The sequence below is a fragment of the Cupriavidus sp. FW305-26 genome (genome assembly GCF_058787975.1).
In genome coordinates this window covers 17309-29340 of the sequence record NZ_JBYTAH010000002.1, presented here as the reverse complement: position 1 = coordinate 29340, position 12032 = coordinate 17309, and the positions used below count along the sequence as shown (strand labels likewise).

15 protein-coding genes are annotated in these 12032 nt (G+C 66.2%); 8 read left to right on the top strand and 7 right to left on the bottom strand.

All coding sequences use genetic code 11. From position 1 onward, the window contains the following. Nucleotides 1-89: 89 nt before the first annotated feature. Nucleotides 90-1052, bottom strand: coding sequence for a helix-turn-helix transcriptional regulator (locus AC3WQZ_RS01755; protein ID WP_011617543.1), 963 nt, complete (start codon nucleotides 1050-1052; stop codon nucleotides 90-92). Between the two features lie 89 nt (nucleotides 1053-1141). Between AC3WQZ_RS01755 and AC3WQZ_RS01750 the strand changes: the two genes are divergently transcribed. The 4 genes from AC3WQZ_RS01750 (at nucleotide 1142) to AC3WQZ_RS01735 (ending at nucleotide 6258) form a co-directional block, all read left to right on the top strand. Beyond that, nucleotides 1142-1606 carry a DUF4863 family protein gene (locus tag AC3WQZ_RS01750; RefSeq protein ID WP_010812842.1) on the top strand — a complete coding sequence of 155 codons (465 nt, stop codon included), beginning with the start codon at nucleotides 1142-1144 and terminating at the stop codon, nucleotides 1604-1606. 8 nt (nucleotides 1607-1614) lie between these two features. Beyond that, complete coding sequence (locus tag AC3WQZ_RS01745; RefSeq protein ID WP_492299937.1) at nucleotides 1615-3162, top strand: 3,4-dehydroadipyl-CoA semialdehyde dehydrogenase; 1548 nt, start codon at nucleotides 1615-1617, stop codon at nucleotides 3160-3162. Between the two features lie 85 nt (nucleotides 3163-3247). Then, on the top strand, nucleotides 3248-4852 hold the full coding sequence (locus AC3WQZ_RS01740; RefSeq protein ID WP_492299935.1) for a benzoate-CoA ligase family protein: 1605 nt from the start codon (nucleotides 3248-3250) through the stop codon (nucleotides 4850-4852). Nucleotides 4853-4899: 47 nt separating this feature from the next. Next, the gene (locus tag AC3WQZ_RS01735; RefSeq protein ID WP_010812839.1) at nucleotides 4900-6258 is read left to right on the top strand and encodes an MFS transporter; all 1359 of its coding nucleotides are present in this window, start codon (nucleotides 4900-4902) and stop codon (nucleotides 6256-6258) included. Nucleotides 6259-6337: 79 nt separating this feature from the next. On the opposite strand, the gene ycaC is transcribed toward AC3WQZ_RS01735, so the two are convergent. Together ycaC and AC3WQZ_RS01725 are read right to left on the bottom strand one after the other, a co-directional pair. Next, a complete protein-coding gene (ycaC, locus tag AC3WQZ_RS01730) occupies nucleotides 6338-6964 on the bottom strand; it encodes an isochorismate family cysteine hydrolase YcaC (protein ID WP_010812838.1) in 627 nt (208 codons plus the stop codon). Between the two features lie 91 nt (nucleotides 6965-7055). Continuing rightward, complete coding sequence (locus AC3WQZ_RS01725) at nucleotides 7056-7733, bottom strand: isochorismatase family protein (RefSeq protein ID WP_010812837.1); 678 nt, start codon at nucleotides 7731-7733, stop codon at nucleotides 7056-7058. 152 nt (nucleotides 7734-7885) lie between these two features. Between AC3WQZ_RS01725 and AC3WQZ_RS01720 the strand changes: the two genes are divergently transcribed. The 4 genes from AC3WQZ_RS01720 (at nucleotide 7886) to AC3WQZ_RS01705 (ending at nucleotide 10098) form a co-directional block, all read left to right on the top strand. After that, entirely contained in the window at nucleotides 7886-8794 is a 909-nt protein-coding gene (locus tag AC3WQZ_RS01720; RefSeq protein WP_010812836.1) for a LysR family transcriptional regulator, read from the top strand. Nucleotides 8795-9221: 427 nt separating this feature from the next. Then, nucleotides 9222-9446 (top strand): hypothetical protein, encoded by a 225-nt coding sequence (locus AC3WQZ_RS01715; RefSeq protein ID WP_037023361.1) that lies wholly within the window; start codon nucleotides 9222-9224, stop codon nucleotides 9444-9446. Between the two features lie 98 nt (nucleotides 9447-9544). Continuing rightward, a complete protein-coding gene (gene infA / locus AC3WQZ_RS01710; protein WP_008646230.1) occupies nucleotides 9545-9766 on the top strand; it encodes a translation initiation factor IF-1 in 222 nt (73 codons plus the stop codon). Nucleotides 9767-9843: 77 nt separating this feature from the next. Beyond that, on the top strand, nucleotides 9844-10098 hold the full coding sequence (locus tag AC3WQZ_RS01705; RefSeq protein WP_010812834.1) for a hypothetical protein: 255 nt from the start codon (nucleotides 9844-9846) through the stop codon (nucleotides 10096-10098). A gap of 29 nt (nucleotides 10099-10127) precedes the next feature. Here the strand turns inward: AC3WQZ_RS01705 and AC3WQZ_RS01700 are convergent, their stop codons facing one another. From AC3WQZ_RS01700 to AC3WQZ_RS01685, 4 genes are all read right to left on the bottom strand, one after another. After that, nucleotides 10128-10502: a hypothetical protein gene (locus AC3WQZ_RS01700; protein WP_492299933.1), complete on the bottom strand. Its 375-nt coding sequence runs from the start codon at nucleotides 10500-10502 to the stop codon at nucleotides 10128-10130. A gap of 94 nt (nucleotides 10503-10596) precedes the next feature. Next, complete coding sequence (locus AC3WQZ_RS01695; RefSeq protein ID WP_010812832.1) at nucleotides 10597-10923, bottom strand: hypothetical protein; 327 nt, start codon at nucleotides 10921-10923, stop codon at nucleotides 10597-10599. A gap of 140 nt (nucleotides 10924-11063) precedes the next feature. Next, the gene (locus AC3WQZ_RS01690; RefSeq protein ID WP_010812831.1) at nucleotides 11064-11366 is read right to left on the bottom strand and encodes a hypothetical protein; all 303 of its coding nucleotides are present in this window, start codon (nucleotides 11364-11366) and stop codon (nucleotides 11064-11066) included. Between the two features lie 178 nt (nucleotides 11367-11544). Then, the gene (locus tag AC3WQZ_RS01685; RefSeq protein ID WP_010812830.1) at nucleotides 11545-11748 is read right to left on the bottom strand and encodes a cold-shock protein; all 204 of its coding nucleotides are present in this window, start codon (nucleotides 11746-11748) and stop codon (nucleotides 11545-11547) included. Nucleotides 11749-12032 lie beyond the last annotated feature (284 nt).

Sequence of the window (12032 nt, the reverse complement as noted above, 5' to 3'; positions counted from 1 at the left end):
TCAATCAGATTTCCTGCAAGCACTATTGTGCAGATCTTTCAAGAGGTGCGGGTCACCGCTCCTGATGCCGGGTTATTGCGCCCCTGCCGTCACAACGGCATGCGCAAGGCCTGGCGTACCAGCTCGCGCAGCGCGGCAAATGTGGGTTCCAGCGGCTGAGCGCTGGTGTCCAGCGAGAACTCCGCCTTGGAATAGAAGGCCGCGCGCCCGGCCAGGATATGGCGCAGGTCCTCCATCGCCTCCTTGCTGGCCGCCATCGGGCGGAAGTCGCCCTGCTCGCGCACCCGCTCCATATGGTCTTCCGGCTCCGCCTGCAGCCAGACTGTGGTGCAGTGGGCCAGCAACAGGTTGAAGGTGGCCGGATCAGAGACCAGGCCGCCGGGCGTGGCGATCACGGCCTCGGGATAGATCTGGATGGCTTCTTCCAGCGCGCGCCGCTCGTAGCGGCGATAGGCGTTCATGCCATACAGGCCCTGGATCTCCGAGATGCTGCAGCCGGCAAACTTCTCGATCTCGCGGCTCAGCTCAATAAAGGGGAAGTCGAGGTCTTCGGCCAGCATCCCGCCCAGCGTGCTCTTGCCGGCGCCGCGCAGCCCGATCAGCGCCACACGCGGGCTGCGCGCAGCCTGGCCGGCATTCTCGCCACCCGTGCCGAGCATCTCGCCCACGGCAATGCGCACGCGCCGCAGCGTGGCTTCGTCGCGGTGCTCCAGCAGTTCGCGCAACAGGATCCATTCAGGCGACGACGTGGTGATGTCGCCCAGCAGCCCGGCCAGCGAGCACTGCAGCGCATCGGCAATGTGCTGCAGCACCAGGATGGAAGCGTTGCCGCTGCCGTATTCCAGGTTGGCCAGGTGCCGCTCCGACACGCCGGCGGCCTGCGCGGCGGCCTTTCGGGTCAGGCCGCGGCAGGCGCGCAACTCGCGCACACGCTCGCCCAGCGCGACCAGAAACGGGTTCTTGTCAGTGCCGTTGGCAGCACGTGCATCTGAATCATGATGCAGGTCGACTTCCGGGGTTAACCCAGATTCATGCAATATAGTGCTTGACATGATTTCGGCGCGGCTCTATTTTTCATACATGCACAATAATGCATGAAGCCAGTGATGGCAACTGGCGAACCAGACGGAGCCCCCCCACTATGTCCCCCACAGAATTCCGCAGCCAGATCGCGCAGTTCACCGCGCAACTGGCAGGCCGTCCGCTGGATGCCGCACTCGATGCCTGGCTCAATGCCGAGCACGGCGCCGGCAGCCCCACCTACCAGCAACTTAAGGACGCCTGCCAGGCCGGCGTGGCCGAAGGCTGGCTGTGCGACCGCGAAGGCGGCGGCATCCGCTACGGCCGCATCTTCAAGCCGGCCGACGACCTGCACGGCTTTTCCGTCGACGTGGTCGAGATGCAGGACATTGCCGGCCCGCATCACACCCATCCCAACGGCGAGATCGACCTGATCATGCCGCTCGAGGGCGACGCGCAGTTCGACGGCCGCCCCGCCGGCTGGCTGGTATGCCCGCCGGGCAGCGCCCACCGCCCCACCGTCAGCAACGGCCGCGCGCTGGTGCTCTACCTGCTGCCGGAAGGCCGCATCGACTTCACGCGCTGAGATTCCCGATGACTGAATTGCTATCCAACTATCTCGGCGGCAAGTGGCAGGCCGGCAGCGGTGCCGGCACGCCCTTGTTCGATCCGGTGCTGGGCGACGAACTGGTGCGCGTTGACGCCACCGGGCTGGACCTCGCTGCCGGCTTCGCCTTTGCCCGCGAACAGGGCGGCGCGGCCCTGCGCGCGCTGACCTATCGCCAGCGTGCCGCGTTGCTGGCTGACATCGTCAAGGTGCTGCAGGCCAATCGCGATGCCTATTACGACATCGCCACGGCCAACAGCGGCACCGTCAGGAACGACTCCGCGGTCGACATCGACGGCGGCATCTTCACGCTGGGCACCTACGCCAGGCTGGGCGATGCGCTCGGCGACCGGCACTACCTGCCGGATGGCGAGGCCGTGCGGCTGGGCAAGGACCCGTTGTTCCAGTCGCAGCACGTGCTGGTACCGACGCGCGGCGTGGCGCTGTTTATCAATGCCTTCAACTTCCCGAGCTGGGGATTGTGGGAAAAGGCGGCGCCGGCATTGCTGGCCGGCGTGCCGGTGATCGTCAAACCCGCTACCGCCACCGCCTGGCTGACCCAGCGCATGGTGCGCGACGTGGTCGAGGCCGGGGCGCTGCCGGCCGGCGCGTTGTCGGTGGTGTGCGGCAGCTCGGCCGGCCTGCTGGACCAGTTGCAGCCCTTTGACGTGGTGTCGTTTACCGGTTCGGCCGATACGGCCGCGGTGATCCGCTCGCATCCCGCCATCGCGCAACGCTCTGTTCGCGTGAATATCGAAGCGGACAGCATCAATTCCGCCGTGCTGCTGCCGCAGGACGGCCCCGATACCGGCGCCTTCGACCTGCTGGCGAAGGAAGTCGTGCGCGAGATGACGGTCAAGTCCGGCCAGAAATGCACCGCGATCCGGCGCGTGTTCGTGCCTGAAGCGCTGTATGGCCTGGCCGCCGAGGCGATCGGCGCACGGCTGTCGAAAGTGACCGTGGGCAACCCGCGCAACGATACGGTGCGCATGGGTGCGCTGGTCAGCCGTGCGCAGTTCAACGCCGTGCAAGACGGGCTGGCAACCCTGCGCAAGCACGCACAGGTGCTGCATGACGGCACGCAGCAGGCGCTGGTCGATGCCGATCCGGCCGTGGCCTGCTGCATCGGCCCGACGCTGCTGGGCGTGGCCGATGCGGACGCCGCCGCCGCGGTGCACGACACCGAAGTGTTCGGCCCGGTGGCCACGCTGCTGCCCTATCGGGATACCGCCCACGCACTGGCACTCGTGCGCCGTGGACAGGGCTCGCTGGTGGCATCGCTCTATGGCAGCGACGCGGCCGCGCTCGGTGCGGCCGCCGTCGAGCTGGCCGACAGCCATGGCCGCGTGCATGTGATCTCGCCCGACGTGGCGCAGCTGCACACCGGCCACGGCAACGTCATGCCGCAATCGCTGCATGGCGGCCCCGGCCGCGCCGGCGGCGGCGAGGAACTGGGCGGACTGCGCGCCCTGCACTTCTATCACCGGCGCAGCGCCATTCAGGCCAGTACCGCGGTGCTCGACGAGCTCGCCTGACCGTTCAAGCCAACCCGCTTCACAGCGCCGCCACGTCCGCATGGCGGCGCGCGGCACACCGTACACCAGCAACGGGGAGACACCCATGACCGCCACGCCCGCAGAACCACCCGTCCGGCCACCCGGCACGTCCTTCAACTTTGCCGGGCACCTGCTCGGCTGCAATGCCGGGCGCGCCGGCAAGGTCGCCTATATCGATGACGACGGCCAGCTCACCTACGGCGAACTGGCGCAGCAGGTGCGGCGCCTGGCCGCGGCGCTGCTCGGCGCCGGCATCCGCCGCGAGGAACGCGTGCTGCTGCTGATGCACGACTGCAGCGACTGGCCGGTCTGCTTCCTGGGCGCGATGTACGCCGGCATCGTCCCGGTGGCCGTCAACACGCTGCTGACCGCCGACGACTACAGCTATATGCTGCAGCACAGCCGCGCGCAGGCTGTGCTGGTGTCGGCCGCGCTGCTGCCCGTGCTGCAGGAGGCGCTGGCCCGTCCGGGGCATGAAGTCGGGCAAGTGTTCGTGTCCCGCGCGCATGAGCCTCTGCCCGATGGCATGACGGCGCTGGATGCGCTGCTTGCCGCGCAAACGCCGTTGCAGGCGCCTGCCGCCACCAGTTGCGACGATCCCGGCTTCTGGCTCTACTCGTCCGGCTCGACCGGCCAGCCCAAGGGCGTGGTGCACAGCCACGGCAACCCGTACTGGACCGCGGCGCTCTATGCAGGCCCGGTGCTCGGCTTGCAGGAGCAGGACGTCTGCTTCTCTGCGGCCAAGCTGTATTTCGCCTACGGGCTGGGCAACGGCCTCAGCTTCCCGCTCAGCGTGGGCGCCACCGTGGTGCTGATGGCCGAGCGGCCCACACCCGAGGCCACCTTCCGCCGCTGGCTGCAACACCGGCCAACGGTGTTCTTCGGTGCGCCGACAGGATACGCCGGCATGCTCGCCTCGCCGGCGCTGCCGCAGCGCGCCGAGGTCACGCTGCGGCTGTGCTCGTCCGCCGGCGAGGCCCTGCCCGCCGATATCGGCCAGCGCTTCACCGCGCATTTCGGCTGCGAGATCATCGACGGCATCGGCTCCACCGAGATGCTGCATATCTTCCTGTCCAACCGCCCCGGCCAGGTGCGCTACGGCACCACCGGCTGGCCGGTGCCGGGCTACGCCATCGAGCTGCGCGACGAAGAAGGACGCCCGGTGCCCGACGGCGAGATCGGCGACCTCTATATCCAGGGCCCCAGCGCCGCGCTGATGTACTGGGCCAACCGCGAGAAGTCGCGCGAGACCTTCCGCGGCGGCTGGACCAAGAGCGGCGACAAATACGTGCACAACCCGGATGGCACCTACAGCTACGCCGGGCGCAGCGACGACATGCTCAAGGTCAGCGGCATCTACGTTTCGCCGTTCGAGGTCGAGGCCACGCTGGTGCAGCACCCGGCAGTGCTGGAGGCCGCGGTGATCGGCGTACCCGACTATGAAGGACTGGTCAAGACCAAGGCCTTCGTGGTGCTGAAGGCGGGCGCGCAGCTTGGCGACGGCGAACTGAAGGCCTTCGTCAAGGAGCGGCTGGCGGCATACAAGTACCCGCGCGCGATCGAGTTCGTCGATACGCTGCCCAAGACCGCCACCGGCAAGATCCAGCGCTTCATGCTGCGCGAACGCGAACTGAAGGCCGCCGCAGAGCGCGCCGTCGCGGCGGCGTGAGCGGCAACGCCGCCCGCCCCGTCATACCACCATACCGGAGACAAACCATGCGTCAGATCGATGTCCACAAGCTGGCCGACGAGGCCCGCTTCAACCGCTTCCATGCGCTCATCCTGTTCTGGTGCGCGCTGATCATCATCTTCGACGGCTACGACCTGGCCGTGGCCGGCATCGCCCTGCCGTCGATCATGAAAGAGATGGGCGTGACCGCAACCAGCGCCGGCTTCATGGTCAGCTCGGCGCTGTTCGGCATGATGTTCGGCGCGATCTTCCTCGGCACCGTGGCCGACCGCATCGGCCGCAGGCGCGCCATCGCCATCTGCATCGTGCTGTTCAGTGTCTTCACCGCGGCGGCGGGCTTTACCAGCGACCCGGTGACGTTCAGCGTCACGCGCTTCCTGGCGGGCCTGGGCATCGGCGGCGTGATGCCCAACGTGGTGGCGCAGATGACCGAGTACTCGCCGCGCAAGCTGCGCGGCACGCTGGTGACGCTGATGTTCAGCGGTTATTCGGTGGGCGGCATGCTGGCCGCGCTGCTGGGCAAGGGACTGATCGAAAGCTATGGCTGGCAGTCGGTGTTCCTCGCCGCCGGCCTGCCGGTGCTGCTGGTCCCGCTGGTGCTGCGCTCGCTGCCGGAGTCGATGCCCTACCTGCTCCGCACCGGCCAGACCGACGCTCTGCAATCCGTGGTATCGCGCCTGGTGCCGTCGCATCGCGCGCAAGCCGGCGACGTCTTTACGCTGGCTGCGGACGACAAGGCCGGCAGCGCGCCGATCCGCCGCCTGTTCCAGGACGGCCGCGGCTTCAGCACGGTGATGTTCTGGGTGGCGTTCTTCATGTGCCTGTTCATGGTGTACGCGCTCAGCTCGTGGCTGACCAAGCTGATGGCCGGCGCAGGCTACAGCCTGGGCTCGGCGCTGACTTTCGTGCTGGTGCTGAACTTCGGCGCCATGCTCGGCGCCATCGGCGGCGGCTGGCTGGCCGACCGCTTGCCGATCAAGCATGTGCTGATCGGCATGTACACGCTGGCGGCAGTGTCGATCACGCTGCTGGGCTACCCGATGCCCAGCGCAGCGCTGTTCGTCGTGGTGGGCCTGGCAGGTGCTTCCACCATCGGCACGCAGATCGTCACCTATGCCTATGCGGGCCAGTTCTATCCGATGGCGGTGCGCGGCACCGGCATCGGCTGGGCGTCCGGCGTGGGACGCAGCGGCGCCATCCTGGCACCGATCGTGATCGGCGTGCTGGTTGGGATGTCGTTGCCGTTGCAGCAGAACTTCATGGCGATGGCGATTCCGGCGGTGATTGCAGTGGGGGCGGTGTCGATGATCAACCACCGGAGGTCGGCGTCGGCGCAGGCGGAAGTCGCTGCGGCGCCGGTGCGAGGAACTGTGAAGGAGGCCTGAGAGAAGTCAACCGCCAGTTGTTCGCTCCCTCTCCCGCTTGCGGGAGAGGGAGCGAACCGGCAGCGCTGAAGGACGTAGCTTACTTGCTGCCCTTCACCGTCGTGTACGCCGTAATCAAATTCCGGTAATCCGGAATATGGTTCGAGAACAGCGTGCCCAGACCCTCGATGTCGTTGCGCCAGTCGCGGTGCAGTTCGCAAGCCACACCGAACCACGTCATCAGTTGCGCGCCAGCATCCGACATCCGCTGCCAGGCCGAATCGCGCGTGATTTCATTGAAGGTGCCCGAGGCATCGGTCACGACAAAGACTTCGAAACCCTCTTCGATCGCCGACAACGCCGGGAAGGCCACGCACACTTCGGTGACCACGCCGGCGATCAGCAGCTGCTTCTTGCCGGTGGCACGCACCGCGGCAACAAAGTCCTCGTTATCCCAGGCGTTGATCTGGCCCGGGCGCGGAATGAACGGCGCGTCAGGGAACATGGCCTTGAGCTCAGGCACCAGCGGTCCGTTGGGACCATCCTCGAAGCTGGTGGTCAGCACGGTCGGCAGCTTGAAGTACTTGGCCAGGTCGGCCAGTGCCAGCACATTGTTCTTGAACTTGTCGGGCTCGATATCCCGCACCAGCGACAGCAGGCCGGCCTGGTGATCGACCATCAGGACGGCGGCCTGGCTCTTGTCAAGGCGCTTGTAGGGCTTGCTCATGGTGTGCTCCTGTCAACAAAAAAAGGTACGCACGCTTGGCTTGAGCCACGCGTGCGTACCCCTGGGTATGCCGTGCGTTACCGGCAAGGCGTCAGCGCTGGGAGTCCAGCACCTCGTGCTTCTTCTCGACGTCCTGCGCCTTGAGATAGCTTTCAATCAGCAGGCGGTAGGCCGGGAAGATCTGCGTGTAGACCTCGGCCCATTCCTGCGCGTCCGGACGGTTCCAGCTCTGCTGCAGCTCCGAGGCCACGGCGGCGGTATCCATCGGCACCACGCCGGCCTGGACGACGCGCGCCAGGGTGATTTCCTGCGCCATCTTGGAATACGTGCCCGACGCATCGATCACCGCGAACACCTTGTAGCCGTCAGCCACCGCGCTGATCGACGGGAATGCCATGCACACGCTGGTGATGGTGCCGGCGATGATCAGGGTCTTCTTGCCGGTCTCACGCACCGCGGCGACGAAGTCGGGGTTGTCCCAGGCGTTGATCTCGCCCTTGCGCGCGACGTATTTGGCATGGGGGGCGTTTTCGTGGATTTCCGGGATCAGCGGGCCGTTCGGGCCTTGCGGCACGGATGCCGTCGTGATCACGGGCAGCTTGCACAGCGTCGCCATCTTGGCCAGCGCGGCCGCACGGGCGCGCAGCTCAGGCATCGGCATGTCGCCAACGGTCTGGAACAGGCCACTCTGGTGGTCGATCAGCAGCATGGCCGTATCGGCGGGATCCAGTACCGGACGCTTGCCGTTGAAATTCGCGGGTGTGGTCATTTGGCTTTCTCCTATGCGGTTGGCGAAACCGGCGACTCCGGGCAATCCTCAAGCCGACCGTGTGGCCAAAGCATAGGTCTTGGCAGATCGCATCGCTAGGATGGAAAATCTGCCCTCAGCGTCCTACTGGCAGGACGACAGGAGCCGCCCGCTTGCATCCCGACCTGAATGACCTGTATTACTTCGCGCAGGTAGTCGATCACCAGGGCTTTGCGCCCGCCGGGCGCGTGCTCGGCATACCCAAGTCCAAGCTGAGCCGGCGCGTGGCGATGCTGGAAGAACGCCTGGGCGTGCGCCTGATCCAGCGCTCGACGCGGCGCTTCTCCGTGACAGAATTGGGGCAGACGTACTACGCCCATTGCAAGGCCATGCTGGTGGAGGCCGAAGCGGCCGAGAGCGCGATCGAGCAAACCCGCGCCGAACCCAGCGGCCTGGTGCGCATGAGCTGCCCGGTGGCGCTGCTGCACGCACGGGTGGGCGACATGATTGCGGATTTCATGGCGGCCAACCCCAAGGTCATCGTGCACCTGGAAGCCACCAACCGGCGCGTGGACGTGGTGGCGGAGGGGATCGACCTGGCCATCCGCGTGCGCGTGCCGCCACTCGAAGACAGCGACCTGGTGATGCGCGTGCTGGCCGAGCGCGCCTGGTGCTTCGTGGCCAGCCCGGCGCTGCTGGCCGGCCATGGGCCGCTGCTGGCACCCGCGGACCTCAACGCGCTGCCAACGCTGGACCTGGGGCCGCCGCGCCCCTCGCACACCTGGTCGCTATACGGCCCCGATGGCGCCAGCGCCGAGCTGCACCACAAGCCCCGCCTGGTCACCGACGACATGATCATGCTGCGCACCGCGGCCGTGGCCGGTGCCGGCATCGTGCAGCTGCCGGTCATGATGATGACCGACCAGCTGCGCGATGGCCGGCTGGTAAAAGTCCTGCCGGACTGGTCGGTCAGGGGCGGCGTGATCCACGCCGTGTTCCCGTCACGGCGCGGGCTGCTGCCTTCGGTGCGTGAACTGATCGACTTCCTGTCGCAGCGCTTCGCGCAGATCAGCGAACTCTAGGCATCGCAAGGCGGCCGCGCCAGGGGCACTGCCCGTCACGCGGGCAGGATTGGCCCGGAAGTGGTATCATCCAGGATCCTATGCACGGATCGGCAACGCCCGACCTCTGTGCGCCAGCCGCAAACAATCCCACAAAAGCATTAGCGGCGGCTTATCGGGCGTACACCCGATGCGTCTTTGGGCCAGCCGATGCAGAACGGCCCACCACCCTATCCGACCAGCGGCACGTCCGCTCCGCAACGATCGCTCCTGTACCTGGCGCATCGGCCTGCGCAGGCATGGTCCACTTCACGCCAGATGCAACGCCTGCGCAGCCGCGCGGGCCCGACGCTGGCCTACAGCAACGGCGAACGGCCGCCACCGCGCGACGCCTGCATCGGAACGATGCTCCGCGCCCCTGCGGCCGTGCCTCAGAACAGGCATCACATTGAATCGAGTCAACCCTACCCCTTACACCGTTTCCGTCTATCCCATCCAGCAGGAACCCGGCCTCTGGTTCGCGACCTACATGATTGCGGAATACCGCAATGGCGCCGAACGCATCGTCGCCAACGTGGCAATGCGCCACGACACGCACCGCTCTGAAGCCCGCGCCAGGCAGTCCGCCCGCCGTGCCGGCGAACGCGCCGCAGCACGCCTGCGCCAGCAGTAAGCCAGGCACCGTAAGCCCCATCCCATCGGCCAGTTGGTGTCCAGTTGGCCGTCACAACAGCTCGCGCACAAGCGGCGCGGCTACAGCAAGGAGCCTCCTTGGCAAAAGAAGAACTGGTCGAATTCGGCGGCAAGGTGTCGGAAGTCCTGCCCGACAACCGTTTCCGCGTGATCCTGGAAAACGGCTTCGAAGTCTGGGCGTATTCGTCCGGGCGGCTGAAGAAGAACCGCATCCGCGTGCTGGCGGGCGACCGCGTCACGCTGGAGATGTCGCCCTATGACCTCACCAAGGGGCGCATCAACTACCGGCACAAGTCGTAGGCCGTCGTCATGGCATGCGCCGCGCCGGCGCGTGCCGTCCCGCTAACGATTCATCCCTCAATCAAGGAGAACCGATCATGTCCGTCATCGAAGAATGGGAAGCCGTGCACCTGACGCCCGAAGGCTGGCAGGCAGGCAGTTACCGGCATGCACCGTGGCAGGCGGTTGAAGTCGCACCGCCCGCTTCCGGCGTGCTGACCGTCAGGCGCCACGTAACGGCCACCTATTGCGGGCCGTCGCGCGCGGTTGAAGACCGTACTCCCGAGATTACCGACATGGCGCTGATCGAAGCGCTGCTGGAGCGCCACGGCGACCCGGTATTCCAGATCTGACTGACCTGGCTTGACGACTGCGTGCGGCCTCAGCCAAGCACGCGCACATGCGGCCGGGCCGTCCTGAGCCCCGCGCCGACCGGCCTCAGTTCGCCGTCCCATGGCGCGGCGGCGAGGTCCAGCACCGCATCGCCCTCGCGCGCCTTGTCGTGCAGCTGGTCGCGTACCACCTGGCCAATGGCCAGGCGGCACAGCACCTCGCCGCTGGCGGCAAGCTGGCCCTGCAGGGCCCCTGGCTCGGCCAGCACGCCGAACGACCGCCGCCCCATACCCACGAAGCTGGTAAACAACACCCCGGTGGGGCGCTCCGCATCGATAAAGCAGACTGCAACGTGATAGGTGATGCCTTTGCCCTCACCGGGCAACGTGCACAGAAAACCAGATGATCCCGAACGCATGTCCATGAACGGACTCCTTGCAGTCTGACGGATAGCGCCGCGCCTGTTTCCCCGCTCCGCAACTTGGCCTGTGACCAGGCCGCGCTACGGAACCGGATACCTAGATCGACGTCACGGATTCGCCGGCGACCAGGCCATTGATGATGTCTTCGCCGAACTGCAGCGCGCCGCGGCGCGCCGAGCCGATGTTCTCCCAGCGCGACTCGCTCATGGGGTACACGCGCGCATGGTCGCTGCCAGGGCGATAGCCCTCGCGGCAAATCACGATCGACGCGAGGAAGCTGTTGTCGGGCTTGGTGCGCGGCCAGGCCTGCTCAGGCCGATGGCGATAAACCAGGGGATACAGATCGAAACCCTTGTAGCTGGCAAAGGGCGTACTGCCGGGAACAGTGTTGCCGGGACTGCGGCTGGGACTGCTGTCGCTCACGACATCTCCATGCGGCATCGTGCCGCGCTGATGGGAAGGATTGCTGAACTCATTGGATCACGCGCACGGCATGAGCCATGGCCCGGCGCGGGCGTCAGCGGCGCAAATGCACCACGGCGCCAGGGCCCGTCGTCGGAGCTTCAGGATGCCATCGGCGCGCCGGCCGCTATTACCGACACCCCCGGCACCGCGCCATTGATGATGGCCTCGGCATAGCGCAACGCACCGCGTCGCGCGCCACCGACGTTATCCCACGGTGCGGCGTCCAGGCGGAACGTGCGCGCCTGCATGCCTTCTGGCGACTCGCCTTCCAGGCAGATCACCACGGCAGCATCGAAGGAACGGTCCGGCCGCGGCTCGGGCCACACGCGCTCGGCGGCGTGCTTGTACACAAGGGGATAGAGGTCGTAGCCCTTGTAAGTTGCAGCCGGATAGATATCCATGGCAGCCTCCGCCGTTTGGTGATCCTGCCCCCACTCTACGCTTGTTGCCGCGCCAGCAGTGGCTTTATTTCACGGTTGCGGGGAATTGCGGCAACGGAAATAAAAAAGCTCCGCGTTGGCGGAGCTTTTTTCATTGGACTGGCGCCTCGGCGCTCAGCTCAACTCAGGTCGGTGCGATTCAGATCGGCTCGATCTTGGTCGCGGCCGGGCCCTTTTGGCCGACGCCAGCGACGTAACGCACCTTCTGGCCTTCTTGCAGCGACTTGAAGCCGTTGCCCTGGATTTCGGAGAAGTGCGCGAACAGGTCGTTGCCGCCTGCATCAGGCGTAATGAAGCCAAAACCCTTCGAATCGTTGAACCACTTGACGGTACCGGTTTCCATGTTGGATTCCTCAATAAGTTTTTTCTCACCGGCAAAAGCGCCGGCAAGGCATGACGATCAAGGAAGACACAAGGAGAAAAAGTGGCGCCGTGTGGGCAAGCACCTGGACTTCTAGGTTGCTGCTTGAAAGATCCTGCACTCATCCTTATACAGGCCCCACCCAGGCGTGTCAACGAACTTCACCGGATCGGGCCCAAATCACGGGGAAAGTGCGGGTTGAGGGTCTCGCCGGGCGAAATCCTGTGTATGCGGCATGTACCCCTCCCACTTCCGGCCCCGAAGGC

Excerpts from the sequence above, each read along its gene's own strand:
- AC3WQZ_RS01690 (WP_010812831.1), bottom strand. The coding sequence starts at position 11,366 with ATGGATATCTATCCGGCTGCAACTTACAAGGGCTACGACCTCTATCCC.
- AC3WQZ_RS01750 (WP_010812842.1), top strand. The coding sequence starts at position 1,142 with ATGTCCCCCACAGAATTCCGCAGCCAGATCGCGCAGTTCACCGCGCAA.
- AC3WQZ_RS01740 (WP_492299935.1), top strand. The coding sequence starts at position 3,248 with ATGACCGCCACGCCCGCAGAACCACCCGTCCGGCCACCCGGCACGTCC.
- AC3WQZ_RS01745 (WP_492299937.1), top strand. The coding sequence starts at position 1,615 with ATGACTGAATTGCTATCCAACTATCTCGGCGGCAAGTGGCAGGCCGGC.
- AC3WQZ_RS01735 (WP_010812839.1), top strand. The coding sequence starts at position 4,900 with ATGCGTCAGATCGATGTCCACAAGCTGGCCGACGAGGCCCGCTTCAAC.
- AC3WQZ_RS01705 (WP_010812834.1), top strand. The coding sequence starts at position 9,844 with ATGTCCGTCATCGAAGAATGGGAAGCCGTGCACCTGACGCCCGAAGGC.
- AC3WQZ_RS01755 (WP_011617543.1), bottom strand. The coding sequence starts at position 1,052 with ATGTCAAGCACTATATTGCATGAATCTGGGTTAACCCCGGAAGTCGAC.
- AC3WQZ_RS01685 (WP_010812830.1), bottom strand. The coding sequence starts at position 11,748 with ATGGAAACCGGTACCGTCAAGTGGTTCAACGATTCGAAGGGTTTTGGC.
- AC3WQZ_RS01725 (WP_010812837.1), bottom strand. The coding sequence starts at position 7,733 with ATGACCACACCCGCGAATTTCAACGGCAAGCGTCCGGTACTGGATCCC.
- AC3WQZ_RS01700 (WP_492299933.1), bottom strand. The coding sequence starts at position 10,502 with ATGGACATGCGTTCGGGATCATCTGGTTTTCTGTGCACGTTGCCCGGT.
- ycaC (WP_010812838.1), bottom strand. The coding sequence starts at position 6,964 with ATGAGCAAGCCCTACAAGCGCCTTGACAAGAGCCAGGCCGCCGTCCTG.